This is a genomic window from Mycolicibacterium llatzerense, assembly GCF_025331195.1.
Classification (GTDB): domain Bacteria; phylum Actinomycetota; class Actinomycetes; order Mycobacteriales; family Mycobacteriaceae; genus Mycobacterium; species Mycobacterium llatzerense.
The window spans coordinates 2,817,377-2,843,151 of the sequence record NZ_LXOV01000001.1 but is presented as its reverse complement, the minus strand read 5'-3'; the positions used below and the strand labels follow the sequence as shown (position 1 = coordinate 2,843,151).

Sequence of the window (25,775 nt, the reverse complement as noted above, 5' to 3'; positions counted from 1 at the left end):
TGCAATGGACTCTGTTTAGGTAGGTTGCAAATAACAAGCGACCCACGGGGGGTTCTGATGACGACAAGCACAGATTCGGTCGCGACGTTCTGCGCGGCCACGCGCACCGGAGATGTAGACCGGTTCATCGCCGCGCTGGCTCCCGACGCCGAGCTCATCTCCCCGTTGTCGGGACGCATGGTGTTCCGCGGCCGGGACGATCTCCGAGTTCTGCTGACCGCGGTCTACTCCGGCATGCGAGACCTGGAGTGGGAGAACGTCATCGGCGACGGACCCACCCGCGTTGCGGTGAGCCGCGGGCGCATCGCGGGCCTCACCATCACCGACGCCCTGGTGTTCGAACTCGACGATGCCGGACTGATCCGGCGGCTGCGCCCGCATCTGCGGCCGTGGCTCGCGGTGACGGTCTTCGCCTTGCTACTCGGCCCCAAACTCGCCGCCCGTCCCGGCGTCGCACGCCGCGCGCTCAGGCGCTGATCTCAGCCGGACCGAACCACCGCTCCAGGGCCGCACGTAGGTCCTCGGCATCCGCCGCGGCGAAAGCGTCTGCGGCCCAAGCGACATAGCCATCGGGCCGGATCAGCATCGCGGCGGGCCCGTCGGCCAGGGCGGCGACCACCATGTCGACGCGGCGGTCCCACGGTGCGGCGACTGCGGCCACCGCACCACCGGACAGGTCGAGCATCACGCCCCGGCCACCGTGCAGCAGATCGGTCAGCCGGCGACCGTCGTCCAGTATCTCGTCCGGGACCATCAACCCAGTCAGCCGGTGTGGGGTGCCACCCATGTCGTAGCGAACGTCCGCGCCTGCCAGTAGTCCGGCCATATGGGCGGCCGTATCGGGCAGCTCGAAAAGTTCACCCAGAAGTGTGCGCAAGGCGCGCACCTCGGGTCCGGGCGCGGTGAGCGCGATCTGGGCCAGCGAATGCATCATGACGCGCTCGCCGACCGGATAGCGCTCGGATTCATAGGTGTCGAGTAATTCCGCAGGTGCCCAGCCATTGATGACAGCAGCCAGCTTCCAGCCCAGATTCAAGGTGTCCTGCAGACCGAGGTTCAACCCCGGACCACCCATCGCCGAATGCACGTGTGCGGCATCACCGATCAGCAGAATGCGGCCGGACCGGTAGGCGTCGGCCTGCCGGGTATTCTGGCCGTCGATACGGCGCATCGCGAACGGACCGGGTCCGGTCGGCACTTCGAACGGCACGTCGACCCCGAGCACTCGGCGCAGGCTCTGCTGGAGTTCGTCATACGTCAACTCCCCCGGCGCACCCTCGGGCAGTGAACCGAACTCGAGAGTGCCCAGCATCGGCGGATCTCCGTGCGCCTCGAAGAAGATCACCATACCGGTGTCATAACGGTTATGCCCGAATGGAATCCGCCCGAATCCAGGCACATCGAACTCGCCGTCGGGGGTGCGGAACTCGTCGGCGATGCGCACGTGCGCCAACCGGGCCACCGTCGGCGACGTGTGTCCGGGAAAGCCGATACCCGACTGCTTGCGGACGGTGCTGCGGCCACCGTCGGCACCCACCAGCCAATCCGCTTGCAGCACATAGGCGCCGTCGGGCGCGGCCACATCGACGGTGACACCGTCTGGCCCGGCGGACAGCGCGGTCACGGCGTGTCCCCACCGCACCTCGACCCCGAGAGTCTGGGCCCGCTCGTACAGCAACTGGACCAACCGGGGCTGATTCATCAGCACGGCACGCATCGGATTACTCTCGACGCCAACAAAATTCAGCGGCAGGCCGGAGAACATCCAGCCGTAGGCGGGCTGCGGTGCGTTGGGATCGCCCGTGAATGCCTGATAGAGGCCACGCATGTCGAGCTGCCGGATCACCTGTCCGACAAGGCCGTTGGCCTTGGGTTCGTCGCCGGGCCCGGGCAGCGCGTCAAGGATGACCGGTTTGACGCCGGCGAGGGCGAGCTCGCAGGCCATCATCAGGCCGTTGGGTCCGGCGCCGGAGATCAAAACGTCAGCGGGCATGGTCACTCCTTATGCTGTTCGGTTCGGGCAGTCCCGCGATGACGGCATCGAAACCCGCGCGCATCAGGTGGGTGATGGCGACCGGCGGGTCGGCGTTCGCGTACGCCTCCATCGCGGTGTCCCCGATGGCGCGGACGACGGCCACCACCAGACGCGGGTACATGTCGTCAGGGCCGAGGCTGGTTCGCTCGGCGATGGCCGCCACCCAGTCTTCGAAGAGGTCGTGTGGCACCGCGTTACGAACCTCGGTTCGCATCATCAGTTTTCGCACTTCGACCAGTTCTCGGCGGTCCGGGACCAGATCGGCACCCGTGATGTCGACCATGTCCGCTTCGAGCGTGCCCGTCACGGCCTCGATGATCGACGTCCACAGCGGTTCATCGGCCGGCCGCGACCGGAACGCCGCGACACTGCGCCGCATCCGCTCGGCGATGCGGTAGGCCAGCGCCTCGTACTTGCCGGTGAAGTAGTTGTTGAAGGTCCGCAAGGACACCCCCGCCAGCGCCGCGATTTCCTCACGAGTGACGGCGTCCAGCCCGCCGCGGTCGAACGCCAGCTGCAGCGCCGCGTCACTGAGTGCTCGGCGCGTGTCGAGCTTCTTTCGTTCGCGCAGACCAGTTTCGGCTGATTCGGTCATGGCACCACCATACGGACAATTTTGCATGTCGGGCAAGTTTGCCCAGCGGGCAATTTCCTGTGAATGTGACTGACTCAAGTCATTGACTATGGTCAGTAAAACGAGTACAACTTGAGCCACCATGACCCGCGCCACCGCCAAACCGTCGCTGCGAGAAGCCAAACGGCTGGAAACCCGTCAGCGTGTGCTCGACGCCGCGATCAACGAATTCAAGCGCGCGGGCATGGCAGATGCCGATGTCGGCGCCATCATCAGAGCGGCCGGCGTCGCACACGGCACGTTCTACTTCCACTTCCCCACGAAAGAACACGTGCTGTTCGAACTCGAGCGCCAAGCCGAGGAATCCGCCGGTAACGAGCTCGCCAAGTTCCTGCAGACCCCACACACCCTCGAAGCGGCGCTCAACGAGGTGGTCCGGGTCATCGTGGCCGTGGAACAGCGGCTCGGCCGGCTGCTCTTCAAAGACGTGCTGGCCCTGCACTTCTCGTCGAACCGCCCGCTGGACGACGAATGGACCGACCACCGGGTGATTGTGCTGGTGGTCCAGGAGATCGAGCGGGCACGCCAGGCCGGCGAAGCCGACGCGGACGTCGACCCATTCCACAGCGCGGTCTACTTCCTGCTCAGCCTCTACGCCCTGCTCACCACAAGTCGCGGAGCGGACCAGATCCGCACCGCGCTGCTGGACAACTTCGTCCACACCGCGCTGCGAGGTATCGCAGCCCGCTAACCGGAGGAGACATCCATGTGGCAGGAAATCGCCCGGCTCGCCATCGCGTGGGGTGCCATGGCCGCCCTCATCGCGTTCTGGTACTGGATGTTCTCCAACATCGGGACCTTCTGAGAATCCCGGTCCTCAAGTGTCCCAGTCGATTACCGCCGCCGAGCTCGAGCGGGCCTGCGCGGTGACCGCGGTCGCGCTGTCCGAGCGACGACGGACCGGGGTGCGGCTGATCTCCGGCGAGCAGCGCCGCTTCGGGCTCAGTGCCAGCCGGACCGTCGTCCACGTCCCGTACCCGGCGCCCGCGGTCGACTGGTCGTTGCGGACCTATAGCTGCGGCATCGCCCTGCAGTGCGCGCCGTCGAAAGACCGGATCGCGCAGTATCCGCTGCACCGGTTGTCCGTGCGGGAACTCGGTGCGCTCAGACTGGTCGAGGGCGGGGTCGCGCTGGGCTGGGTCGCAGGCCGGTGGCCCGGCCTGCTCCCGGAAGCGCGCCGGACGATGCCTGGGCTGGAACCGGCCGACCCGGATCTCGATGCGAGCGAAATCTTCAGTCGAACAGACACATTGGCACGGTCCGGGGCCCAGTTGGCGGAGTACCCGGTGCTGGGTGCACCACCGGTCAGCACGGCCGCCACCCGGACGCTGGCAAGCGCGGTCCGGCGGACGCTTGGGCGCATGCCGTGGACGTCGTCACGCTCGGACGCCCAACGCCTGATGTCGATCCCGGTCGGCGGCGAAGGTGGGGTGCGCAACGCCAACCTGCCACCGGCCAGCCGGCCCGAGGACGACGACCTGGACGTCCGGCCCGACCAACGCGCCGGAATCCCCTACCCCGAATGGAATTCGTGGCGTGGGGCGTTCCTGCCCGATCACGTCGCGGTCCTGGAACGCCGGCAGACCCGGCACGAGCGGCGCGGCGGTGCGGCACCGGACATCCGGCGCTGGTTCGACGAACCAACCCACCGCACGATGACCAACCGGCTCGAGGACGGCAGCGATCTGGACGTCGACGCCTACGTCGCGGCCTATGCGGACGCGCGCGCGGGTTCGCCGCAGGAGCCGAAGGTGTTCCGCGCCTTGCTGCCGAGTGCGCGCGACACCGTCACCGCGGTGCTGATGGACGGCAGCTCGTCGTTGGGTGTCCATCAGGGCCGGGTGTTCGACCTCGAATTGGCCTGCGCCGACGCACTTTCCCGGGCCATGACAGTCTCGCGGGAGCGCCACGGCATCTTCGTCTTCAGCGGCAACACTCGTCACCGCGTCGAGGTTCGGTGCCTGAAAGACTTCAGCGACAACCACTTTGCGTTGCCCAGCAAGTCCGGTCTGGTGACCGGCGGCTATACGCGGCTCGGCGCACCGATCCGGCATCTGACCAGCCGCCTGCTGACCCAGCCCGCGGGGCGTCGCCTGCTCATCGTGATCGGCGACGGCCTCATCTCCGATGAGGGCTACGAAGGCCGGTACGCGTGGGCCGACGTCGCGCATGCGGTCGGTGAGGCCGACGAGGCGGGCGTCGGCGTCTATTACCTGGGCCTGGGACCGGTCCGGGTGGATCCACTACCCGAGGTGTTCGGCTCCCGACGGTCCCGGCGGATCCGCCATATCGAGGAACTCCCCCGCGTCCTGGCGCACGTGCACCGAGAGTTGGTTTCCGCATGAGGAATTGGGCCGCCACCGATTCGCCGTATCTGCCGGCCGGCAACGAGGTGACCACGTTCCGCCAGGCGTATCAGCGACGGCTGCCGGTCATGCTCACCGGGCCGACAGGCTGCGGCAAAACGCGCTTCGTCGAGCACATGGGCAACCTGTTGGGGCGTCCCGTGGTGACCATCAGCTGTCATGACGATCTGACGAGTTCGGACCTGGTCGGCCGGTTCGTCGTCGCCGGCGGCGATGTGATCTGGACCGACGGCCCGTTGACCCGCGCCGTGAAAGACGGCGCCATCTGCTATCTCGACGAGGTGGTGGAGGCGCGCCACGATTCATTGGCGATTCTGCACTCGCTCACCGATCATCGGCGGACCCTGTATCTGGACCGGGCCGGCGAGGTGGTGCCGGCGCCCGATTCGTTCCTGCTGGTCTGTTCGTACAACCCGGCCTACCGGCATTCGCTCAAGGACCTCAAGCCGTCGTTCCGGCAGCGGTTCGTCACCATCGCGATGAACTATCTGGCACCCGAACGCGAGGCCGAGGTCCTGGTCGGAGAAACCGGCATCGACATCGGTGCCGCAGAGCGGCTCGTGCAGTGCGCCAACAGTATTCGTCAGGCCGACGACGCTTTCCACTTCGAGCCGCCGTCCACGCGCGTGCTGGTCACCGCAGCGCATCTGATCGCCGCGGGAGCCGACGAGATGTCGGCTGCCGAAGCCGCCGTACTGGCGCCGCTGAGCAGCGACGGCGCCATCGGGGATGGTCTGCGTGAGATCGCCGCGGCGTGCCTGCAACCGGCGGGCATCCGTTGATCACGAACATCCCTGTCAGAAAAGGAGATTCACGTACATGAACGAGCAGGATCGCAAACGAAAGCGGGCATTGATCGTCTTCCAACTGTTCGCGTACGGATGGCTGCTGGCGATGTTCCTGATCCAGTTGCACATGTCGATCGTCCGGGGCTGGTGGTCGCTGTGAGCGCGACGACGGTACCGACCGTCAGCTACGACCAGCACCACGACAAATCCCGGCTCGCGCAACGGCAGGCGGACCGCTGGCTGATCACCGGCACCCTGTTGATGGGGTCGATGTTCATCGGCTTCGTCGGGCTGCCGTTCTTCCTGCGCGGCGTCTGGCTGCAACGGCGTGCGCAAAAGGCGGGGCTGTCGGTGCGGCCGATCATCGTGACCCTCATCGGCTATCTGGTGATCCTCGACGCCGCGCTCAACAGCATCGGGTGGTCACTGGACCTGCTGGCCAACCACACCCTGCTGAACCGCACCATCATCACTGCGTGGGGCAACATGTTCGACGCCGGATACTTCTGGCACTACAACGAACTGTGGATCGGCGGAGCAGGCGCACCGGGCGAAAAGGCCTGGGAGGTCGCGCTGATCCTGACGGTGTTCACCATGCGCATTGCCGCCGGTATCGCGTTCCTGCAGATGAAACGATGGGGCCACCAGTGGCTCATCATCACCTGCTGGTTCGGCATCGTCATCTGGATCGGCTACACGTTCAACATGACGATGTTCGCCGATATCCGTTATGCCGGAGTGGTTTTCCCGGTCGTCGGCTGGTGGCTGTACGACATCTTCTACATCACGCCGTTCCTGGCCATCCCATATCTGCACACTGTCAACCGCGAAATCTTCAGCGACTGAAGGACATCCAATGAGCATCGCCGACACCGAGTCGCCCGAGACGGACGACACCCTGCCGCTGGGCACCACGCCCGTCTACGCCAACATGCACAAGTGGCTCAAGCGCGGCCTCTTCGTGTGCCTGTTCGGACTCGTCATCGAAGGTTCGTTCACCATGCCGGCGCTGGCCGTCTGGTACGGCTGGCCGACATTGTCGTTCAGAGAGATCTGCAGCGAGCTGATGAAGGTGCGCTACTCCGACGACACCGTGGAATGCAAGTTCCCGTACGACTTTTCGGGTGCGCCGTTCGGTGGACCCGCAGAAGCGACCGGGCAGAAAACCGCGCAGGACACCTGGGGCGTACAACCGGTGCCCCACTATCACCGACTCGGCTTCCGGGAACTGGTGCAGATTCACGAAGACCGGTTGGCTCGCACGGGCGGCCACTAGCAGCGATTTGTGCACGGTTTTCCGCGGCGACCGCGGAAAATCGTGCACAAATCCCAGCGGATCAGAAGGCGTAGGCGCCGAACCGGCCCCAGGCCACGAACAGCGCCAGGCCGAGCAGCACCACATTGATCGCGACGTTGGGGTATTCCTTGCGACGGCCATGGGTGACGATCGCGCCGACCATGGTCAGCGCCAAACCGACGGCAGCCAGCGGGACCAGCACCGGAAGGATGTGGACCAGCGGCGGCACGATCAGGCCGATGGCTCCGGCCACCTCGGCGGCGCCGATCCCCCGGATGGCGTTCGCGTCGACGTCAGCGGCCCAGCCCTGGCCGGCAGCGACCAGCTTGTCCTTGGGAGTCACCAGCTTCAGTACGCCGCTTCCCACGAAGACGAAGGCCAGTACGCCGGCGACGATCCACAGTGCCGTGTTCATGTTGAGCTCCTCAGTATTGAAGGTTGACGGTCTTACCGACCTGATGGAACTAAGCGGACTATAGTCCGATTTATTCCCCCTCGTCCAACGCCGAGTGGCCACCTATTGCACACTTTTCGTGAAAAGGCGTGCAATAGGTGGCCACTCGGCGGAAGAAACTTAAGCAGTACCCAGCGGGTTGATGGTCCACGCGACGTACAGCATCACGGCACTGACGGACGCCGTCGTCGCGACGTCGATGATCCGGCTGCGCACCACCAGCAGACCGGCGCGGTCGTCGGTCAGCAGCAGCCGCATGGCGGCGGCGATACCGACGCCGATCGCCATCACCAGCGCACCGCGGCGCCAGTAGCCACCGATCACCAAGGCGAACGCCACCACGAAGAACACGCCCACCGACAGGATCGGCCATTGGCCGGCGAACACCTTGCGGGCGAATTCCTTTGCGGTCAAGACAGTTTCGCCTCTTCCGCCTCGACGACGTTGGCCAGCAGGAAGGCGCGGGTCAGCGGCCCGACGCCACCGGGATTCGGCGAGATGGCACCGGCCACCTCCCAGACGTCGGGGTGCACGTCACCGGCGAGCTTGCCGTCGACCCGGCTGACGCCCACGTCGACGACGGCCGCGCCCGGCTTGACCATGTCAGCGGTCAGCATGTGCGGCACGCCGACGGCGGCGATGATGATGTCGGCCTGCCGAGTCAGGGCAGGCAGGTCGCGAGTTCCGGTGTGGCACAACGTCACTGTCGCGTTCTCCGAACGCCGGGTGAGCAGCAGCCCCATCGGCCGGCCCACGGTGACGCCGCGGCCGATCACCACGACGTGTGCGCCGGCGATCGGCACCTCGTAGCGGCGCAGCAGGTGCACGATGCCGCGCGGCGTGCACGGCAGCGGCGCGGGCTCGTTCAACACCAGCCGGCCCAGGTTGGTCGGGTGCAGTCCGTCGGCGTCCTTGTCGGGGTCGATGCGCTCCAGCGCGGCGTTCTCGTCGAGGTGCTTGGGCAGCGGCAACTGCACGATGTAGCCGGTGCACTCCGGGTTGGCATTCAGCTCGTCGATGACGGCGTTCAGCTCGGCCTGGCTGATGTCGGCGGGCAGGTCCCGGCGGATCGAGTTGATGCCGACCTTGGCGCAGTCGGCGTGCTTGCCGCGCACATAGGCGTGTGAGCCCGGGTGGTCGCCGACCAGCACGGTGCCCAGACCCGGTGTCCGGCCGGCAGCGGCCAGCGCCGCCACCCGCTTGGTCAGGTCAGTGAAGATCTCGTCGCGTGTGGCCTTGCCGTCCAGCGTGATTGCACCCACGACGAACATTGTGTCAGGCGCGGTGGAACCGGCGTTGACACCACCCGACACCACGTGGTCAGCTGCGTCGGTGAACACCCAGCCCAATGTGTCCACTGACGTTTTCAGTGAAGCCAAACTCGGTCCGATCACGCTGCGCAACCGGATCATCAAGGCCGCGACGTTCGAAGCGTCCACCCCTGATGCCCTGGTCACCGACGATCTGATCCGGTATCACCAGCTGCCCGCGGCCGGCGGCGTCGGCATGACGACCGTCGCCTACTGCGCGGTGTCCCCCGGTGGCCGCACCGACGGCTGGCAGATCTGGATGCGACCGGAGGCCATCCCCGGCCTGCGCAAACTCACCGACACCATCCACGGTGAAGGTGCCGCGATCAGCGCGCAGATCGGCCATGCCGGGCCGGTCGCCAACTCACGCACCAACAAGGCCAAGGCCCTGGCACCGGTGCGGTTCTTCAACCCGCTGTCGATGCGGTTCGCCCGCAAGGCCACCCGTCAGGACATCGACGACGTCACGGCCGCACATGCCAACGCCGCCAAGCTCGCGATCGAGGCCGGCTTCGACGCCGTCGAGGTGCACCTGGGCCACAACTACTTCGCCAGCTCGTTCTTGTCCCCGCTGATCAACAAGCGCCGCGACGAGTTCGGCGGCTCACTGGAGAACCGGGCCAAGGTGGCCCGCGGGACGGTCCAGGCCGTCAGAGAAGCCGTCGGCAACCAGATCGCGGTCATCGCCAAACTCAACATGAGCGACGGCGTCCGCGGCGGTATCCCGATGGAGGAGTCGCTGCAGACCGCCAAATGGCTGGAAGAAGACGGCGCGCTGGACGCGCTGGAACTGACCGCGGGCAGCTCGCTGGTCAACCCGATGTACCTGTTCCGCGGCGACGCACCCGTCAAGGAGTTCGCCGCGAACTTCAAGCCGCCGATCAGCTGGGGCATCCGGATGAGCGGCCACAAGTTCTTCCGCGAGTACCCCTACCGTGAGGCCTACCTGCTGCGCGACGCCCGCCAGTTCCGGGCAGAGCTCAAGATGCCGCTGATCCTGCTCGGCGGCATCACCAACCGCGAGACCATGGACCTGGCGATGGCGGAGGGATTCGAGTTCGTCGCGATGGGCCGTGCTCTGCTGGCCGAACCGGATCTGCTCAACCGGATTCAAGCGGACCGCAGCGTCAAATCGGGCTGCACACACTGCAATCTGTGCATGCCGACCATCTACAGCCACACCCACTGTGTGGTGACCGGGAAGCCGGACTGAACCGGCGGGTCCCCAGGAAAGTCGGCGACAGCGGATAGAGTTGCCTCCGATGACTGGACCAGCCGCACTGCCAGCGCTCACTGTTCGCCATGACGCCGCCACCCGCACCTTCGCGCCGGGAAACGACGTCGTCGTCGGCCGCGATCTGCGCGCCGACTTCCGCGTCGCCCACCCGCTGATCTCGCGGGCGCACCTGATGCTGCGCTTCGACCACGGCCGCTGGGTCGCCGTCGACAACGGCAGCCTCAACGGGATGTACGTCAACGGTCAGCGTGTTCCTGCCGCCGATCTGCACAACGGCTCGGCGCTGAACATCGGTAACCCCGACGGGCCGCTGCTGACCTTCGAGGTCGGCCAGCACCTGGGACCCGCGGGCACGCCGCCGACGACGTCCATGCCGGTCACCCCGGCGCCGACGACCAATCACCGGCCCAGCGCGACCTGGCCCAGCCAGCAGCCGTACACCCCGCCGTCGGCCGCGCAGCAGCGCTACCCGAGCGGTCCGCAGACCTCCAGCCCGTCGGGTCCGCAGCCGCAGTATCCGAGCGGTCCACAGCCGCAGTACCCGAGCGGGCCGCAGCAGCAATACGGCCAGCCCCAGCCGCCGCGCTACCCGACCGCACCACAGCAGTACGCGCCGCCGTCCGCGCCGGTGTCGAGGCCCGCGCCGGCACAAATCGCGCCTCACGACGAGCCGAGCTCGCCGGCGACGCAGTTCGGGCCGACCGCCGTGGCGCGGCCCAGCGAGAACAACCTCGGCACGACGATGCTGAAGATCCTGCGGCCCGGCCGCAACGCCGAGGTGCCGGCCGGAGCCATCAAGATCGGTCGCGGCACCGACAACGACATCGTCATCCCCGACGTCCTGGCATCACGGCACCACGCCACATTGGTCCCGTCGGCCGGCGGCGGCGCGCAGATCATCGACAACCGCAGCATCAACGGCACGTTCGTCAACGGCCAGCGGGTCGAGGAAGCGATGCTTCGCGACGGCGACACCGTCACCATCGGTAACGTCGACCTCGTCTACAGCGGCGGCACCCTGGCCCGCCGCACCGTCACCACGGCCGATACCCGCACCGGCGGTCTCGAGGTCCGCGGTCTGACGTGGACCATCGAGGGCAACAAGACCCTGCTGAACAACATCTCGCTGGACGCCCGCCCCGGCACGCTGACCGCGGTGATCGGCCCGTCCGGCGCCGGCAAGTCGACGTTCTCCAAGCAGGTGGCCGGCCTGACGCACCCGACGAGCGGCACCGTCACTTTCGAGGGCCACGACATCCATGCCGAGTACGCCTCGCTGCGGTCCCGGATCGGCATGGTGCCGCAGGACGACGTGGTGCACGGTGATCTGACCGTCCGCCAGGCCCTGATGTACGCCGCCGAGCTGCGGCTGCCGCCGGACACCACGAAGGAAGACCGCGAGCAGGTCGTCATGCAGGTGCTCGAAGAGCTCGAGATGACGAAACACCTGGACACCCGGGTGGAGAAGCTGTCCGGCGGTCAGCGCAAGCGTGCTTCAGTCGCTCTCGAGCTGCTGACGGGGCCGTCGTTGCTCATCCTGGATGAGCCGACATCAGGCCTGGACCCGGCACTGGACCGCCAGGTGATGACGATGCTGCGGGACCTGGCCGATGCCGGTCGTGTGGTCTTGGTGGTCACGCACTCGCTGACCTACCTGGACGTCTGCGATCAGGTGCTGCTGTTGGCACCCGGCGGCTTGACGGCGTTCTGCGGCACGCCGAGCCAGATCGGTCCGGAACTGGGCACCACCAACTGGGCCGACATCTTCTCGTCGGTCGCCGGAGATCCAGAGGCGGCCCACCAACAATTCCTGCAACGCTCCGGCCCGACGCCGCCGCAGCCGGCCGCGGCAGCCCCGGCTGATCTGGGTGCGCCGGCGAAGACATCGCTGCTGCGACAGTTCTCCACCATCGCCCGGCGACAGGTGCGGCTGGTCGTGGCTGACCGCGCCTACACCGCGTTCCTGCTGTTCTTGCCGTTCATCATGGGCGTGCTGTCACTTTCGGTGCCCGGTGGCGGCGCGAACAAGTCCAGTGTCGGTTTCGGTAAACCACTCCCGGCCGGCCCACCTGATTTCGGCGCCGCGCCGAGCGAACCGGGCCAGATCCTGGTGATGATGAACGTCGGCGCGATCTTCATGGGCACCGCGCTGACCATTCGCGCTCTGATCGGTGAGCGGGCGATCTTCCGTCGGGAACAGGCCGTCGGCCTCTCGACCACCGCGTACCTGGCGGCCAAGATCGCGGTGTTCACCGCATTCGCGGTCGTCCAGTCCTCCATCGTGGTGGCCATCACGATCATGGGCAAAGGCTGGGGTCCGGGCGCGGTGACCGGTGGTGCGGTGATACCCAGCCGCAACCTCGAGATGTTCATCGATATCTCGATGACGTGCGTGGCGGCGGCCATGACGGGTCTGGCGTTGTCCGGGTTGGCCAAATCGGCCGAGCAGATCATGCCGTTGCTCGTGGTCGCGGTGATGAGCCAGTTGGTGTTCTCCGGCGGCTTGATTCCGGTCACCGGCCGGGTGGTGCTCGATCAGCTGTCCTGGCTCACCCCGGCACGGTGGGGTTTCGCGTCATCGTCGTCGACCATCGATCTGACCAGATTGGTGCCCGAACCGCTGCTGCCCAACGACAAGTTCTGGCATCACACCACCGGCTCCTGGTTGTTCGACATCGGCGCGTTGGTGGTGCTCTCGGCCTGCTATCTCGGCTTCGTGCGCTGGCGGATCCGCCTCAAAGCTGACTGAGGGCTCTCCCGGACGGGGTTAAGAAGACAAATCCAGGCCGTGGGCGACGGCGTAGGCGATGGCCTGGTCGACGTCGATGCGGGCGCCCCGCACTCCTGCCGTGGTCCAGAACGTCGCATCGATCCGGGCGGCGCGCAGGTCCGCCTCCTCGAACTTCGCGCCCTGTACCCGCGCGCCGCGTAGATCGGCGGCGCGCAGCACGGCCTTGCGCAGGTCGGTGCCGACCAGGGAGGCCTCGGACAGCCGGCAGTCGGTCAGGTCCACGGCACGCAGGTCGCAGCCGGCCAGGACCGCCAGCCGCAGGTCGACCTCGATCATCGTGATCGGCCGCAGTGAGCACTCCGTGAACGTCGACCCCAGCATGGTGCAGTGCCGGAAGGTGCTGTGCGCCAGCGAGCTCCGCCGGAAGGTGCAGTTGCGGAACGCCGAGCCGGAATGCTCGGACTCGGTCAGGTTGACGCCGCTGAAGTCGCAGTCGGTGAAAACCACCCGCTCGGTGCGGAGCCGGCTCAGATCCCCGTCGTATTCGTCGCGAAAGACGACTCCGGTGAATTCCGTGTCCTGCCAGTGCTCGTCGGGAACCGTCACGAGTTCGTACGATAGCCCGATGGCCGACTTGGCACGCCCCGCTGACCACCTGTCGAGACGTGGATTCCTCACATTGACCGCCGCCGGACTGGCCGCGTCACTGAGCACCCCGATTGCCTTGGCCGACAACGGCAAACTCATCGACTTCACCCACCTGCAGGTGCCGGTGGACCAGGTCGTGGCCGCGGGCTACACCGGGGTCATCGTCTACGTGTCCGAGCTGCGGCCGGGCGCGACGTTCGACTTCAAGCCCGTCAGCCGCGGCTACACCGACGCGCTGCGCGCGGCGGGCCTGCACGTGGTCAGCGTCTACCAGTACGGCAAACCGGGTTGGGTGAACAGCCCGTCGGACTTCACCCGCGGCTTCGACGGCGGCGTCGCCGACGCCCGCACCGCGTTGAGCCTGCACGCCGCGGCCGGTGGGCCGGACACCGCGCCGATCTTCTTCAGCGTCGACGAGGACATCTCCGCCGACACGTGGAAAAACGTTGCGCTGCAATGGTTCAAGGGCATCAATTCAGTGCTGGGTGTTCAGCGCACCGGCGTCTACGGCGGCGCCCGGCAGGTCACCTGGGCGGCCGACGACGGCGTCATCGGCCGGTCCACCACCCCGGGTCATCGCTGGGCCTGGCAGACGCGGGCCTGGTCCGGGGGCGCCCGCGCGCCGATGGCGGTGCTGTATCAGGCGACGGTGGTGACGGCCTCCGATCCGGGCACGATGATCGGCGACTTCCACGTCGACGAGGACGACATCCTGGCCGCTGACTACGGCCAGTGGGACCTGGCTCGTTAAGCCGGGGCGCCCAGACTGGTCAGTGCGTATTCGGTGACGGTGATCAGCGCGTCGCGCGCTGACTGCCGCTGCCGCGCGTCGACGGTGACGACCGGGATGTGGTCGGCCAGGGCCAGCGCCTTGCGGACCGCGTGGCCGGGATGCCTTGGGGCGCCATCGAATTCGTTGACGGCGATGATGAACGGCAGACCACGCGCCTCGAAGAAGTCGACGGCCGCGAAGCTGTCCTGCAGCCGACGCACGTCGACCAGGATGATCGCGCCGATGGCGCCGCGCACCAGGTCGTCCCACATGAACCAGAACCGGCGTTGCCCGGGCGTGCCGAACAGATAGAGCACCAGGTCGTCGGCGAGGGTGATGCGGCCGAAGTCCATGGCCACCGTGGTGGTGTTCTTGTCGGGAGTGCCGGCGAGTGCGTCGACCCCGGCCGAGGCGTTGGTGACGATGGCCTCGGTGCGCAGCGGCATGATCTCCGAGACCGCGCCGACGAACGTCGTCTTACCGGCACCGAACCCACCCGAGATGACGATCTTCGTCGACGCGGGGGCGTGCCGGTCAGAGTGCCCGTAGGCCACGCAGTGTCCTCCCAATCAAGTCACGCCGGTCGTCGATGCTCGTCGCTGTGCCGAGCGTGGCGTGTACTTGAAGATAACCCTGCGTGACGAGGTCGCCGATCAGTACACGCGCAACACCGAGTGGTATTGCTAACTTTGCCGCGACCTCGGCCACCGAGGGCCGGGTGGAACCGAGTTTGAGGATCTCGCCGCGCACATCGTTGCCGGGCCAGTGCGATGCGGAGGCGCCCGCCATCGGATAGATCGGCGCCTCCATAGGCAGCTCGATCTCCGTGGTGGTCCGGCCGGCGGTCAGTGTGTAGGGCCGCACCAGGCTGGGCTGCTCCGCAGTGAATGCGGCCTCCCAGGCGTCAGATGTCGGCTCCATGATGACGACCTACGACCTCATCCGATTCGTCGGCTCCGCCGACGTCCGGCGCGCGGATTGCACGACGGTGCCGACCCGTTCGACCAGAATCGCCATTTCGTACCCGATCTGGCCGATGTCGCACGACCGGGTCGCGAGCGTCGCGAGGTTGGAACCGTCGCCGACGCGCATCAACAGCAGATAGCCGTGTTCCATCTCGACCACGGACTGCAGCACGTGCCCGCCGTCGAACAGCTGGGAAGCGCCGGTGGCCAGGCTGGCCAGCCCGGAGGCGACGGCGGCCAGCTGGTCGGCGCGTTCGGTCGGCATCCGCGAACTGGCGGCCATCAGCAGGCCGTCGGCGGACACCAGGATGGCGTGGGCCACCCCGGACACCTCGTCGGCGAACTTCGTCACCAGCCAGTCCAGTGACTCGCGCTGAGTCGTACGCGTCATCACCGGCCTCCCGTATCCCGGGACTGCGACCGGCCCGCATGCACGCCACCGAAATGTCCACTGATACTCGCCCGAACCGCGGCGGGGTCACGCAGCGGCAGCCCCTCGGCGGCCGGGTCGGCGTGGACGTCCTCGTCGGGCGCACCAGGGATCAGCCGGGCACCGGGCTGACGGACCGGCAGGCCCGCCTCGGTGTGCTCGACGACCGGCGCATCCTGCGCGGCAGCCGCTGCCGACCAACCCTGGTCCCACACCGTCTGCCAATCGAGGTCGGTGCTGTTGGCCAGTTGCGTGGGATCGTCGATCAGCCATTCCGAGAGCATCTTCTGGTAGATGGCGTCCTCACTTCCGGCGGTGCTCTGCTGGGTCGTCGGGGCGGGGCGGACTGGCGGCGGTGGGACGGGTGCGACGACGGGGACGGCCTGGGGCTTGGGGGCCGGCGGCTCGGGTGTCTGCGGCTGCGACTGCGCCCGGGCCGCGAAGAACGACGAGGTGTCGGTCGGTGCCTGCGCGGTTCGCTCGACAGGCGACTCGGCGGGCGCGGCGATACCGCTGGCGCCGGGGTTGCGCTGCGGCAGGTTGATGCCACTGAGGTCGCCGGCGTCGGCGGGGGCGCCGAATCCGTTGCGCTGCTGAGGCGCCACGAACGCCGGTTCCACCGCCGCGGCGGGCGGCGCCGGGGGCTGCGCGAAGGGCTGTTCCACTGCGCCGAACGTCGCGAAACCGCCGGTGTCCGGGCCGAGGCCCGGCAGGGCGGTCACACCGGTCTCCGCGGTCGACGAGCCGTCCCAGTAGGTGCCGAAGTCCGGGATCGCTGGCAGCCCGACCAGCAGTTCCACGGGCACGTAGATGCCGGCCGTGGTGCCCGAATCCGGGTCGCCTTCGACCGTGTCGCGCAGCCGCACGACCAGACCGTGCTGGTTGGCCAGCCGGCCGACCACGAACAGGCCCATGTGCCGCGCGGTGTAGGTGTTGACCTCACCGCCTGAGCGCAGCCGGCTATTGGCCATCCGAAGATCGGCTTCGGTCATACCCAGGCCGCCGTCACTGACCTCGATCACGAGCGCACCGTTTTCTGCGTGCACCGCGGACACCTGCACCTCTGAGCTGGGTGGCGAGTAGCGCAACGCATTGTCCAGCAGTTCGGCCATCATGTGCACCAGGTCGCCGGCGATCGAGCCGTGGATCTCGGTGTCCGGGGAGGCGACGATGGAAACCCGGGTGTAGTCCTCGACCTCGGAGGCCGCGGCATTGATCACGGTGGTCACCGGCACCGGCTCGCCCTGCTCATGCGGGACGTTCGTGCCGGCCAGCACCAGCAGGTTGGCGCCGTTGCGCCGCATCCGCGCGGCCAGGTGGTCCAGCCGGAACAGCTTGGCCAGGCGCTGCGGATCCTGTTCGTCGCGCTCGAGCTGATCGATGACCGTCAGCTGCTGGTCGATCAACGACCGACTGCGCCGGGACAGCGTCTCGAACATGTCGCTGACCTGCAGCTGCAGCCTGGCCTGCTCACCGGCGAGCAGCACCGCCTGCTCGTGCAGTTCGTCGACCGCGTGTGCGACCTGACCGATCTCCTCGGTGCTCTGCACCGGCAGCGGCCGCACCGTCACGTCCGCGCCCGACCGGACCTCGTCGAGCTCACGGACCAGGTCCTCGTGGGCGACCTTGAGGGCGCTGTTGCGGAGCCGGCGCAACGGCCGGATCAGCGTGCGCGCCATGTACAACACGATGAGCAGGGCCAGCACCATCACCGCGCCGACGATCACCGAGTCACGGATGGCTTCGGTGCGCTTGGCCGTGGCCTGATCGTCTACCGCCGAGATGACGGTCGCGGACGCGCTGTCGAGCATCTTCCCGGCGATCTCGCTGGTGGTCTGGATCGACTGGCTCAGATCGGGATTGTTGACCAGCTGCACGTTCGGGTCGGACATCATGGACATCCGTTTGACCATTTCCTGGGCCAGCTTCAGCGCCTCGGGCGAGCCGACGCCCAGCACTTCGCTCATCCCGAACAGCGTCGACGGTTCGGTGCCGGCCAGGGTGGTCATCGAACTGCGCAGTTCGTTGTCCGGCAGTTCGCCGCCGAGAGTGACGAGCAGCTGCTGCATCATCATCTGGCCGCGGGCGCCCACGGCCCGGCTCAGGCCCTGCGTCTGGGCGCGAATCTTCACGTCGTCGATGCGCACCGAACCGGTGATGGCGTCTTCGGCGGTCAGCAGGATCGGCGCGTACGAGGTGACGCGCTCGCGCAGCCCGATGCTGCCCGACGCGACCTTGTTCAGCAGCCCCTGGCCACCGTCGAGCAGGGTCTTGACGCCGGTACGGACGTCGGTCGCGACGTCGGTGTCCGTCAGCCGGTGTTGCAGACGACGTTTGCTCTCGTCATAGGCGCTCAGCGCCTGTTGTGCGTCGCCGCCGGTGGAGCTGGCCAGCATCGCCGCGTCGAACGTCGCCATGTAGTTCGCAATGGCCGGCACCATTTCGGCGCGATCGGCCGCGCGACGCAAATCTGCCGCGTCGGTCCAGCCTGAATAGATACGCATTCCGCCGAACGTCCCGGCCAGCACCAAAGGCACAAAGGCGATGGCGAAAACTTTCCACGCGACCGGCCAATTCGACGGCGCGAAGCGGGACGGGCGTTTCGCGGGCGCGCGGGTGACTTGATCGGCTGCCGAAAACTGTTGCGCAGCAGTCATCGCGGCTCGGCTTTCCCGCCGGCCATCGGACCGCAATCAGCTAAAGGCACATGGTTCATATTGGTGTTCCCCGCCGGATTTTCGGCCCACTCGGGCACGGGAAACCCGCCTGGCAATCTGTCGCAGTATGACAGCGATGAGCAGCTGTTTCCATGCTTCACATCCAACGAACAGCGTTCGTGACCGATGTGTTGCACGGTTGTGTGGTAAAAGTGTGCGGCCATTGGTGATTTAGAGTGCCTAGATGGCACGGAGCCGGCTGACCCCCGACCAACGTCGGGACCAGATCCTCGATCTCGGTATGGCGGCATTCTCTGTCCTGCCTTTCGAGCAGGTGGCGATGGAAGACATCGCGGCGCAGGCCGAAATCTCGCGGGCCTTGATCTACCACTATTTCCCCAGCAAGAAGGAACTGTTCGCGGCGCTCTGGGCCAGGGCCCACGAGAAATTGGCCCACGACTCGCACTTCACCGCCGCCGACACCGTGCGGTCCCAGATCCGCGGTGCGCTCGTCGCGCACTTCACGTTCTACGAGCACAACCTGACGCTGATGATGATCGCCAATCGCAGCGCCATCGCCGCCGATCCCGCCGTGCGCAGCCCGATCACCTTCGAACTCACCCGGCTGCGCGACCACGCGCTCGACGCCCTGGACCTGGCCGGATCCGGTCGCGATCTGGTGTCGGTGGCACTTTCCGGCTGGCTCGCGCTGGTTCGGGAAGTGGCCCTGGAATGGCTTGAGCTACAAAGCTTTTCCCGTGACGCGGCCGTCGACCTGTGCATGACCGCACTCGACGCGTTGGTGTCACCGCATGCCGATCTGAACCAGCTGCCCAGTGGGGTCGCCGGCCAGGCCGCCGCGCGCTGACGATTTGCACGCTGCCCGGGGTGCCACACCGGGCCCAGCGCCGGGTGCTGGTTGACTCTCCCGGTGACACCGACCGGCCGGTCGGTGACCAGACAGAGAGGCGGCACGGTGGCACTGAAGGTGCTGTTCTACTCACCCCGGATCGCGCCGAACACCGGCAATGCGATCCGGATGGTCGCAGCCACCGGCGCCGAGCTGCATCTGGTAGAGCCGCTGGGCTTTGACCTGTCCGAGCCGAAGCTGCGTCGTGCCGGATTGGATTACCACGATCTGGCGTCGGTGACAGTCCACCCCGATCTGCCGGCCGCGTGGCAGGCACTCATGCCGGCCCGGGTGTTCGCCTTTACCGCGCACGCGAATTCGTCGTTCGCCGACGTGGCCTACCAGCGGAACGACGTGTTGATGTTCGGGCCCGAGCCCACCGGCCTGGACGCGCAGACCCTCGCCGATCCGCACATCACCGGACAGGTCCGGATCCCGATGATCCCGGGCCGGCGGTCGTTGAACCTGTCCAACGCCGCGGCCGTCGCGGTGTACGAGGCGTGGCGCCAGCTCGGCTTCGCTGAGGGTATTTAGCCGAGCTGACGCGTCAGCTCACCAGGTGTCCCAGTGCGCGAGCTGCTCGGCCGGCAGCCGCTGGGCCTTCTTGAAGTCGGTGCCCTTGGTGTAGGCGATCGGAAACAGTCCGCCCTGCGTGTAGCGCTCGAACGGGATGCCCAGCAGCTCGGCGGCCTGCCGCTCGCCATCGCCGAGCAGGTGCAGCGTCGTCCAGGCCGAGCCCAGACCACGCGAGCGCAGGGCGAGCATGAAGCTCCATGCCGCCGGCAGCAGCGAGCCCCAGTACGACGCCTGCATGCCGGCTTCGGCTCCGTCGGGCCGCCCCTCGAGGCACGGGATCATCAGCACGGGGGCCTTCTCGAAGTTCTCGTTGAGGAACTCCGCCGAGCTCTTCACCGCGCCGGCCCGGTCGTCGCGCATGTCGCCGCGCTGCGGTGCTTCCATCGCCAGGTACGGGGTGCCGTTGGTGCGGTAGATGTCGGCCAGGGCCTTCTTCTTTGCCTCGTCCTCGACGAAGACGAACTGCCAGCCCTGGTTGTTGGAGCCGGTCGGCGCCTGCAGCGCCAGATCGAGGCATTCCATGATGACCTCGCGCGGTACGGGCTTGTCGAAGTCGAGTCGCTTGCGCACCGATCGGGTGGAGGTCAGCACTTCGTCAGCGGTGAGGTTCAGCGTCATAGCCGCACATTACCGCCAGCCCGACGCCACCCCGTAGCGACGGTGGCGGCGCCTCTGAGTGCCTCTCAGTGCCGCGGCAGCTTGGTCACCGCACGCACGATCGGCACCAGCGACTTCTGCCACAGCGACTTCGACAGGCCGAACGGCGGGTCGAGGTTGAGCACCTTGGACGTCGAAATCGTCTGGGATTCGGTGTATTTCAGCAATCCCTCGGCGCCGTGCCGGCGACCCACACCCGAAATTCCCATGCCGCCCATGGGCGCACCGAGGCTGCCCCAGGCCAGGGCGTAGCCCTCGTCGACGTTGACCGTGCCGGACCGCAGGCGGGACGCGATCTGCTCGCCCTCCTCGATCGAAGCGGCCCACACGCTGGCGTTGAGCCCGTACTCGGTGTCGTTGGCCTTGGCGATGGCTTCATCGACGTCGGCGACCGGGTAGATCGACACCAGCGGACCGAAGGTCTCGTTGTTGGCGCACTCCATGTCGGAGCTCACGTCGGTGAGCACGGTCGGTTCATAGAACAGCGGGCCGATGTCGGGGCGGGCATTGCCACCGGCAATCACCTTGGCGCCCTTGACCTTTGCGTCGTCGACGTGGCCGGAGACGGTCTTGAGCTGGCCTTCGGAGATCAGGCTGCCCATGTCGACGGTGAAGTCGTACGCGGTGCCGAGCTGCATTTTGCGCACCTGGTCACCGAACTTGCGGGTGAACTCGTCGGCGATGTCCCGCTCGACGTAGATGCGCTCGATCGAGATGCACAGCTGGCCGGCGTTGGAGAAGCAGGCGCGGGTGGCGGCCTTGGCCACCTTGTCGAGGTTGGCGCCGCGGGCGACGATCATCGCGTTCTTGCCACCGAGTTCGGCGGAGAACCCGATGAGGCGACGGCCGGCGTGCTCGGCGAGGTGGCTGCCGGTGGCCGAGGAGCCGGTGAACATCAGGTAGTCACAGTTCTCGGCGATCGCGGTGCCAACCACCGAACCCGGCCCGGGGACCACGGCGTAGAGCGCACGCGGCAGGCCGGCGCGGTACAGCAACTCGGCGCAGGCCAGCGCGCAGTACGGGGTCTGGCTGTCCGGCTTGAGCACCACCGCGTTGCCCGCGAGCAGGGCGGGCACGGCGTCGGACACGGTCAGGGTCATCGGGTAGTTCCACGGCGAGATGACGCCGACGACTCCCTTGGGCTGGTAGGCGACGGTGGTGCGGTTCAGTCCCGGCAGCAGCGGCGCGACCCGGCGGGGCTTGAGCAGCTTGGCCGCGACCTTGGCGTAGTAGTCCGCGTTGGCGAACAGGTCGATGATCTCTTCCTGAGCCGCCCACCGCGCCTTGCCGGCCTCGGCCTGCAGCAGGTCCATCAGGAACTCACGGTTCTCGAGCACCAGGTCGCGGTAGCGTGCGATCACCGCGGCCCGCTCGGAGACCGGCCGCTTGACCCAATCACGCTGAGCGGCACGCGCTTTGGCGAACGCCTTCTCGGCATCTTCGGCGGTCGCGACCGGGATGGTGGCCAGCGGCTTGCCGGTGAAGACCTCGTCGATGGTGCGAGTCGGCCGGGCGTCGATGTCCTCAATGGCGGCCAGCTGGCGCAGACGATCGAAAACCTGCGCTGACGGTGCGGGCATACTGGCTCTCCTGAGTCGGTCGCGGATGCGCGGTAATTTTGCGGTACCGGCGGTCTCGGTAAGACTACGTGACAGCCTGCGGCTGCCATAGATCCAGCTTTTTACAAATCGGGCATTATGTCAATAAACTGGGCAAAATTACCCACTACGTCTGGCCTGGGTTGGCCGTTGGGGTGATTCTGACGCCGTTCTGCCGTCGAGCCAGGGTTACCGCTTTGATTCTGTATCCACGGCGCATTTGTTCGAGTGCGGGCCGCCGTCACGTCAGGGTCAATGATTCTGGGCGCGGAAATCGAGTTGACCCTGCATCCTGGGCGCAATTGTGCGAGTGGACCTCGCGAGGACGCACACCCTGGCGCCGCCATGCCGACCCCGCTCATCGGAAGTCCCGGGATTTGGCGGTCACCCGCAGATCGAGCCGGCCCATCCGGTCCGCGAGGATCGTGACCGCCCCGCTGGCGTTCTGCACGATGCCACGCACCAACAGCGCCGGCGCGGTCTGCGCCAGTTTCCGGTGCCGGGACCACACCCCCGGTGCGCACAGCACGTTGACCATGCCGGTCTCGTCCTCCAGGTTGATGAACGTCACCCCCTGCGCGGTGGCCGGACGCTGCCGGTGCGTCACCGCGCCGGCCACCACGATGCGGGTGCCGTCGGGCACCTCCAACAGCCGGTTGGCGGGCACCACGTCCAGTGCGTCGAGGTCCTCCCGCAGGAACTGGGTCGGATAGCTGTCCGGCGAGATGCCCGTGGCCCACACATCAGCGGCCGCCAGTTCCAGTTCCGTCATGCCGGGCAGCGCCGGGATGCCTCCGGCCGATCCGATGCCCGGCAACCGGTCGGGCCGTTCCGCGGCCGCCGCCCCGGCCGCCCACAATCCCTCACGTCGGGTGATGCCGAAACAGCCAAGCGCACCCGCGGTCGCCAGCGCCTCGGCCTGCGGCACCGACAGTTGCACCCGGCCGGTCAGGTCGAGCAGAGAAGTGAACGGCCCGTTGGTTTTCCGGTCGTCGACGATGCGCTGTGCCAACTCGTCCCCGATATGCCGCACTGTCCCCAACCCCAGCCGCACCTCGGTGCCGCGGTTCTCGCACGTCGCATACGCCAGGCTCGCGTTGACGTCCGGCCCGTGCACCAGCACCCCGTGCCGGCGGGCGTCGGCCACCAGCGACTGCGGCGAGTAGAAGCCCATCGGCTGAGCCCGCAGCAATGCCGCACAGAACACCGCGGGGTGGTGCAGCTTGAACCATGACGAGGAGAACACCAGCGACGCGAAGCTCAGCGCGTGGCTCTCCGGGAAGCCGAAATTGGCGAAGGCTTCCAGCTTTTCGTAGATCCGCTCAGCCGTCGGCCCGGTGATGCCGTGCAGTTCCCGCATGCCGTCGTAGAACCGACCGCGCAGCTGCCGCATCCGTTCGGTGGAGCGTTTGGACCCCATGGCCCGGCGCAGCTGATCAGCCTCGGCGGGGGTGAAGCCGGCACAGTCGACGGCCAGTTGCATGAGCTGCTCCTGGAACAGCGGCACCCCCAGCGTCCTGGTCAGTGCCGCTTCCATGGACGTGTGCTCGCACGTCGCGTCCTCCAGTCCGTTGTGCCGCCGGATGTACGGGTGCACCGAGCCGCCCTGGATCGGGCCAGGACGGATCAGCGCCACCTCGACCACCAGGTCGTAGAACTTCTTGGGCTTCAGCCGCGGCAGCGTGGCCATCTGCGCCCGGGACTCGACCTGGAACACTCCGACCGAGTCGGCCCGTTGCAGCATCTCGTACACCGCGGGCTCGGACAGGTCGAGCTTGGCCAGATCCACCTCGAGATCCTTCTGTTCCCTGGCCAGATCGATCATGTAGTGCAGCGCCGAGAGCATGCCCAGCCCGAGCAGGTCGAACTTCACCAAACCGATTGCCGCACAGTCGTCTTTATCCCACTGCAGCACACTGCGGTTCTCCATCCGCGCCCATTCCACCGGGCACACGTCGGCGATCGGGCGGTCACAGATCACCATGCCGCCGGAGTGAATGCCCATGTGCCGCGGCAGATTCCTGATCTGCAGCGCCAGGTCGATCACCGCCTCGGGAATGTCCTCGACGTCCGGGGACTCGGCCAGCCCGTTCCACCGGCTGATCTGCTTACTCCAGGCATCCTGTTGCCCCTGCGAAAAACCGAGCGCCCGCGCCATGTCCCGCACCGAGCTGCGGCCGCGGTAGGTGATGACGTTGGCCACCTGCGCGGCGTAGTCCCGGCCGTACTTCTCGTAGACGAACTGGATGACGTTCTCGCGCAAGTCCGATTCGATGTCGATGTCGATGTCCGGCGGGCCGTCGCGCGCCGGGGACAGAAACCGCTCGAACAACAGCTCGTTGGCCACCGGGTCGACATTGGTGATCCCCAGGGCGTAACAGACTGCCGAGTTCGCCGCCGACCCACGGCCCTGGCACAGGATGTCGCTGTCCCGGCAGAACTCGGTGATGCTGTGCACCACCAGGAAGTAGCCCGGGAACTCCAGCTGCTCGATGATTCTGAGCTCATGCTCGATCTGCCGGTACGCCTTCTCCCGCTCTGCATCCGGCTTCCAGCCGTAGCGACGAGCCGTCCCGTCCGCCACCAACTCCCGCAGCCAACTGATCTCGGTATGCCCCTCCGGCACGTCGAACGGTGGCAGTTTCGGTGCGATCAAACGCAATTCGAATGCACACTGCTCCCCCAGCTCGGCAGCGTTGGTGACCGCTCCCGGGTGGTGGGCGAACAGCCGGGCCATCTCCGCCCCGGACCGCAGGTGCGACCCGCCCAGCGGGGCCAGCCAGCCTTCAGCCTCATCCATCGAGTTGCGGGCCCGGATCGCCCCCATCGCCATCGCCAGCTGCCCCCTCGACGGTGCGGCGAAATGCGCGGCGGTCGAGGCAATGACGTCGAGGCCGAACCGCGGCGCCAGCGCGGCCAGCGTGGCGTTGCGTTCGTCGTCGAGTGGATGCCCGTGGTGGGTCAGTTCGACAGTCACCCGGTCCGCGCCGAACCGGGCCACCAGATCAGCCAGCGCCTTGTCCGCGGCCTCCGCCCCTCCCGTCGACAAAGCTTGGCGCACATGGCCTTTACGGCAGCCGGTGAGGATCTGCCAATGCCCGCCGGCGGCCTCGGTGAGGGTGTCCAGGTCATAACTGAGCACCCCCTTCTCGCCGCCGGCCAGATGCGCCCGAGCCAATTCCCGGGACAGCCGCCGGTACCCCTCGGGGCCGCGGGCCAAGACCAGTAGATGCGGACCGGGTGGGTCGGGCAACTCCGTGCGGGGAGTGTTACTGAGCGAGAGTTCGGCCCCGAAAACCGTTGCCATGTCGAGTTCCTTGGCGGCCTCGGCAAATCGCACGACGCCGTAGAGCCCGTCGTGGTCGGTCAATGCGATGGCCCGCAGATCCAGCCGGACGGCCTCCTCCACCAGTTCCTCCGGCGTGCTGGCGCCATCGAGGAAGCTGTACGCAGAATGGGCGTGCAACTCGGCGTACGGCACCGACGTTCCCGGCCGGGCCGGGCGGTCCACCGGTTGATAGTCACCGCGTTTGCGCGACCAGGCCGGGCTGTCGCCGCCGTCGGCCGGCGATTCCGGGGATGCACCAGCCACCCGCGGCTTGCCCTCGAGCACCCGCTGCATCTCCGCCCAGCTCGGCGGCCCGTTGTGCCAACCCACCAGATCAGAGTATTCGAAACTTTGTTCGAATGCCAGATGTGGAAATCCGCGG

Annotated in this window: 25 protein-coding genes; 12 read left to right on the top strand and 13 right to left on the bottom strand. The window is 67.2% G+C overall.

The genetic code is table 11. The features are described 5' to 3' along the window. The first annotated feature begins 57 nt into the window (after positions 1 to 57). Positions 58 to 477 carry a nuclear transport factor 2 family protein gene (locus A7G45_RS14025; protein ID WP_043986656.1) on the top strand — a complete coding sequence of 140 codons (420 nt, stop codon included), beginning with the start codon at positions 58 to 60 and terminating at the stop codon, positions 475 to 477. Here A7G45_RS14025 and A7G45_RS14020 read toward each other — a convergent pair. Together A7G45_RS14020 and A7G45_RS14015 are read right to left on the bottom strand one after the other, a co-directional pair. Further along, on the bottom strand, positions 467 to 1,993 hold the full coding sequence (locus tag A7G45_RS14020) for an FAD-dependent monooxygenase (RefSeq protein ID WP_260937738.1): 1,527 nt from the start codon (positions 1,991 to 1,993) through the stop codon (positions 467 to 469). The two genes, A7G45_RS14025 and A7G45_RS14020, sit on opposite strands and share 11 nt — an antisense overlap. After that, entirely contained in the window at positions 1,983 to 2,630 is a 648-nt protein-coding gene (locus A7G45_RS14015) for a TetR/AcrR family transcriptional regulator (RefSeq protein WP_260937736.1), read from the bottom strand. Before A7G45_RS14015 ends, A7G45_RS14020 begins: the two co-directional genes overlap by 11 nt. A gap of 121 nt (positions 2,631 to 2,751) precedes the next feature. Between A7G45_RS14015 and A7G45_RS14010 the strand changes: the two genes are divergently transcribed. The 6 genes from A7G45_RS14010 (at position 2,752) to A7G45_RS13985 (ending at position 7,099) form a co-directional block, all read left to right on the top strand. Next, on the top strand, positions 2,752 to 3,360 hold the full coding sequence (locus A7G45_RS14010; RefSeq protein WP_260937735.1) for a TetR/AcrR family transcriptional regulator: 609 nt from the start codon (positions 2,752 to 2,754) through the stop codon (positions 3,358 to 3,360). A gap of 130 nt (positions 3,361 to 3,490) precedes the next feature. Beyond that, positions 3,491 to 5,014, top strand: a complete 1,524-nt coding sequence (locus tag A7G45_RS14005) for a nitric oxide reductase activation protein NorD (RefSeq protein ID WP_260937734.1) — start codon at positions 3,491 to 3,493, stop codon at positions 5,012 to 5,014. Continuing rightward, positions 5,011 to 5,817: a CbbQ/NirQ/NorQ/GpvN family protein gene (locus tag A7G45_RS14000; protein ID WP_260937733.1), complete on the top strand. Its 807-nt coding sequence runs from the start codon at positions 5,011 to 5,013 to the stop codon at positions 5,815 to 5,817. The genes A7G45_RS14005 and A7G45_RS14000 overlap by 4 nt, the downstream gene beginning before the upstream one ends. A gap of 37 nt (positions 5,818 to 5,854) precedes the next feature. Then, positions 5,855 to 5,983 (top strand): hypothetical protein, encoded by a 129-nt coding sequence (locus A7G45_RS13995; RefSeq protein WP_256370088.1) that lies wholly within the window; start codon positions 5,855 to 5,857, stop codon positions 5,981 to 5,983. Continuing rightward, positions 5,980 to 6,669 carry a hypothetical protein gene (locus A7G45_RS13990; protein ID WP_260937732.1) on the top strand — a complete coding sequence of 230 codons (690 nt, stop codon included), beginning with the start codon at positions 5,980 to 5,982 and terminating at the stop codon, positions 6,667 to 6,669. Before A7G45_RS13995 ends, A7G45_RS13990 begins: the two co-directional genes overlap by 4 nt. A 10-nt stretch (positions 6,670 to 6,679) precedes the next feature. Next, a complete protein-coding gene (locus A7G45_RS13985) occupies positions 6,680 to 7,099 on the top strand; it encodes a hypothetical protein (protein WP_260937731.1) in 420 nt (139 codons plus the stop codon). 61 nt (positions 7,100 to 7,160) lie between these two features. On the opposite strand, the gene A7G45_RS13980 is transcribed toward A7G45_RS13985, so the two are convergent. The 3 genes from A7G45_RS13980 to A7G45_RS13970 all read right to left on the bottom strand — a co-directional run bounded on the left by A7G45_RS13980 (position 7,161) and on the right by A7G45_RS13970 (position 8,836). Continuing rightward, positions 7,161 to 7,535 carry a DoxX family protein gene (locus A7G45_RS13980; RefSeq protein WP_260937730.1) on the bottom strand — a complete coding sequence of 125 codons (375 nt, stop codon included), beginning with the start codon at positions 7,533 to 7,535 and terminating at the stop codon, positions 7,161 to 7,163. Positions 7,536 to 7,694: 159 nt separating this feature from the next. Further along, positions 7,695 to 7,988, bottom strand: coding sequence for a DUF3017 domain-containing protein (locus tag A7G45_RS13975; RefSeq protein ID WP_043397716.1), 294 nt, complete (start codon positions 7,986 to 7,988; stop codon positions 7,695 to 7,697). Further along, positions 7,985 to 8,836 (bottom strand): bifunctional methylenetetrahydrofolate dehydrogenase/methenyltetrahydrofolate cyclohydrolase, encoded by an 852-nt coding sequence (locus A7G45_RS13970; protein ID WP_260937729.1) that lies wholly within the window; start codon positions 8,834 to 8,836, stop codon positions 7,985 to 7,987. Before A7G45_RS13970 ends, A7G45_RS13975 begins: the two co-directional genes overlap by 4 nt. 70 nt (positions 8,837 to 8,906) lie before the next feature. On the opposite strand from A7G45_RS13970, the gene A7G45_RS13965 reads away from it, so the two are divergent. Beyond that, positions 8,907 to 10,097 (top strand): NADH:flavin oxidoreductase, encoded by a 1,191-nt coding sequence (locus A7G45_RS13965; protein ID WP_071287201.1) that lies wholly within the window; start codon positions 8,907 to 8,909, stop codon positions 10,095 to 10,097. Positions 10,098 to 10,146: 49 nt separating this feature from the next. Beyond that, positions 10,147 to 12,870 carry an FHA domain-containing protein gene (locus A7G45_RS13960; protein WP_043396633.1) on the top strand — a complete coding sequence of 908 codons (2,724 nt, stop codon included), beginning with the start codon at positions 10,147 to 10,149 and terminating at the stop codon, positions 12,868 to 12,870. 18 nt (positions 12,871 to 12,888) lie between these two features. Here the strand turns inward: A7G45_RS13960 and A7G45_RS13955 are convergent, their stop codons facing one another. Further along, positions 12,889 to 13,458 (bottom strand): pentapeptide repeat-containing protein, encoded by a 570-nt coding sequence (locus A7G45_RS13955; protein WP_043396635.1) that lies wholly within the window; start codon positions 13,456 to 13,458, stop codon positions 12,889 to 12,891. A 19-nt stretch (positions 13,459 to 13,477) separates the two neighbouring features. Here A7G45_RS13955 and A7G45_RS13950 point away from each other — a divergent pair, with 19 nt between their 5' ends. After that, entirely contained in the window at positions 13,478 to 14,251 is a 774-nt protein-coding gene (locus tag A7G45_RS13950) for a DUF1906 domain-containing protein (RefSeq protein WP_043396637.1), read from the top strand. Here the strand turns inward: A7G45_RS13950 and A7G45_RS13945 are convergent. Genes A7G45_RS13945 through A7G45_RS13930 form a run of 4 tightly spaced genes read right to left on the bottom strand, consistent with a single transcriptional unit; the run spans position 14,248 to position 18,324 of the window. Continuing rightward, entirely contained in the window at positions 14,248 to 14,826 is a 579-nt protein-coding gene (locus tag A7G45_RS13945) for a GTP-binding protein (RefSeq protein WP_260937728.1), read from the bottom strand. The two genes, A7G45_RS13950 and A7G45_RS13945, sit on opposite strands and share 4 nt — an antisense overlap. Next, positions 14,807 to 15,193 (bottom strand): DUF742 domain-containing protein, encoded by a 387-nt coding sequence (locus tag A7G45_RS13940; protein WP_043988420.1) that lies wholly within the window; start codon positions 15,191 to 15,193, stop codon positions 14,807 to 14,809. Before A7G45_RS13940 ends, A7G45_RS13945 begins: the two co-directional genes overlap by 20 nt. A gap of 9 nt (positions 15,194 to 15,202) precedes the next feature. Beyond that, positions 15,203 to 15,628: a roadblock/LC7 domain-containing protein gene (locus A7G45_RS13935; RefSeq protein ID WP_043396642.1), complete on the bottom strand. Its 426-nt coding sequence runs from the start codon at positions 15,626 to 15,628 to the stop codon at positions 15,203 to 15,205. Then, positions 15,628 to 18,324 (bottom strand): sensor histidine kinase, encoded by a 2,697-nt coding sequence (locus A7G45_RS13930; RefSeq protein WP_260937727.1) that lies wholly within the window; start codon positions 18,322 to 18,324, stop codon positions 15,628 to 15,630. The genes A7G45_RS13935 and A7G45_RS13930 overlap by 1 nt, the downstream gene beginning before the upstream one ends. A gap of 244 nt (positions 18,325 to 18,568) precedes the next feature. On the opposite strand from A7G45_RS13930, the gene A7G45_RS13925 reads away from it, so the two are divergent. Both A7G45_RS13925 and A7G45_RS13920 read left to right on the top strand, forming a co-directional pair. Beyond that, positions 18,569 to 19,192, top strand: a complete 624-nt coding sequence (locus tag A7G45_RS13925) for a TetR/AcrR family transcriptional regulator (RefSeq protein ID WP_043396643.1) — start codon at positions 18,569 to 18,571, stop codon at positions 19,190 to 19,192. A gap of 108 nt (positions 19,193 to 19,300) precedes the next feature. Then, the gene (locus A7G45_RS13920) at positions 19,301 to 19,768 is read left to right on the top strand and encodes a tRNA (cytidine(34)-2'-O)-methyltransferase (protein ID WP_260938184.1); all 468 of its coding nucleotides are present in this window, start codon (positions 19,301 to 19,303) and stop codon (positions 19,766 to 19,768) included. An 18-nt stretch (positions 19,769 to 19,786) separates the two neighbouring features. Here A7G45_RS13920 and A7G45_RS13915 read toward each other — a convergent pair whose 3' ends face one another. The 3 genes from A7G45_RS13915 to A7G45_RS13905 form a co-directional block, all read right to left on the bottom strand. Then, positions 19,787 to 20,428, bottom strand: a complete 642-nt coding sequence (locus A7G45_RS13915) for a nitroreductase family protein (RefSeq protein WP_043396647.1) — start codon at positions 20,426 to 20,428, stop codon at positions 19,787 to 19,789. Positions 20,429 to 20,493: 65 nt separating this feature from the next. Further along, complete coding sequence (locus A7G45_RS13910) at positions 20,494 to 22,047, bottom strand: succinic semialdehyde dehydrogenase (protein WP_043396649.1); 1,554 nt, start codon at positions 22,045 to 22,047, stop codon at positions 20,494 to 20,496. A 376-nt stretch (positions 22,048 to 22,423) separates the two neighbouring features. After that, positions 22,424 to 25,723, bottom strand: coding sequence for an error-prone DNA polymerase (locus tag A7G45_RS13905; protein WP_260937726.1), 3,300 nt, complete (start codon positions 25,721 to 25,723; stop codon positions 22,424 to 22,426). Positions 25,724 to 25,775 lie beyond the last annotated feature (52 nt).

Coding starts and splice junctions, on each gene's coding strand:
- A7G45_RS14025 (WP_043986656.1), top strand. CDS start 58: ATGACGACAAGCACAGATTCGGTCGCGACGTTCTGCGCGGCCACGCGC.
- A7G45_RS14020 (WP_260937738.1), bottom strand. CDS start 1,993: ATGCCCGCTGACGTTTTGATCTCCGGCGCCGGACCCAACGGCCTGATG.
- A7G45_RS14015 (WP_260937736.1), bottom strand. CDS start 2,630: ATGACCGAATCAGCCGAAACTGGTCTGCGCGAACGAAAGAAGCTCGAC.
- A7G45_RS14010 (WP_260937735.1), top strand. CDS start 2,752: ATGACCCGCGCCACCGCCAAACCGTCGCTGCGAGAAGCCAAACGGCTG.
- A7G45_RS14000 (WP_260937733.1), top strand. CDS start 5,011: ATGAGGAATTGGGCCGCCACCGATTCGCCGTATCTGCCGGCCGGCAAC.
- A7G45_RS13995 (WP_256370088.1), top strand. CDS start 5,855: ATGAACGAGCAGGATCGCAAACGAAAGCGGGCATTGATCGTCTTCCAA.
- A7G45_RS13985 (WP_260937731.1), top strand. CDS start 6,680: ATGAGCATCGCCGACACCGAGTCGCCCGAGACGGACGACACCCTGCCG.
- A7G45_RS13980 (WP_260937730.1), bottom strand. CDS start 7,535: ATGAACACGGCACTGTGGATCGTCGCCGGCGTACTGGCCTTCGTCTTC.
- A7G45_RS13960 (WP_043396633.1), top strand. CDS start 10,147: ATGACTGGACCAGCCGCACTGCCAGCGCTCACTGTTCGCCATGACGCC.
- A7G45_RS13950 (WP_043396637.1), top strand. CDS start 13,478: ATGGCCGACTTGGCACGCCCCGCTGACCACCTGTCGAGACGTGGATTC.
- A7G45_RS13940 (WP_043988420.1), bottom strand. CDS start 15,193: ATGGAGCCGACATCTGACGCCTGGGAGGCCGCATTCACTGCGGAGCAG.
- A7G45_RS13935 (WP_043396642.1), bottom strand. CDS start 15,628: ATGACGCGTACGACTCAGCGCGAGTCACTGGACTGGCTGGTGACGAAG.
- A7G45_RS13930 (WP_260937727.1), bottom strand. CDS start 18,324: ATGACTGCTGCGCAACAGTTTTCGGCAGCCGATCAAGTCACCCGCGCG.
- A7G45_RS13925 (WP_043396643.1), top strand. CDS start 18,569: ATGGCACGGAGCCGGCTGACCCCCGACCAACGTCGGGACCAGATCCTC.
- A7G45_RS13915 (WP_043396647.1), bottom strand. CDS start 20,428: ATGACGCTGAACCTCACCGCTGACGAAGTGCTGACCTCCACCCGATCG.
- A7G45_RS13910 (WP_043396649.1), bottom strand. CDS start 22,047: ATGCCCGCACCGTCAGCGCAGGTTTTCGATCGTCTGCGCCAGCTGGCC.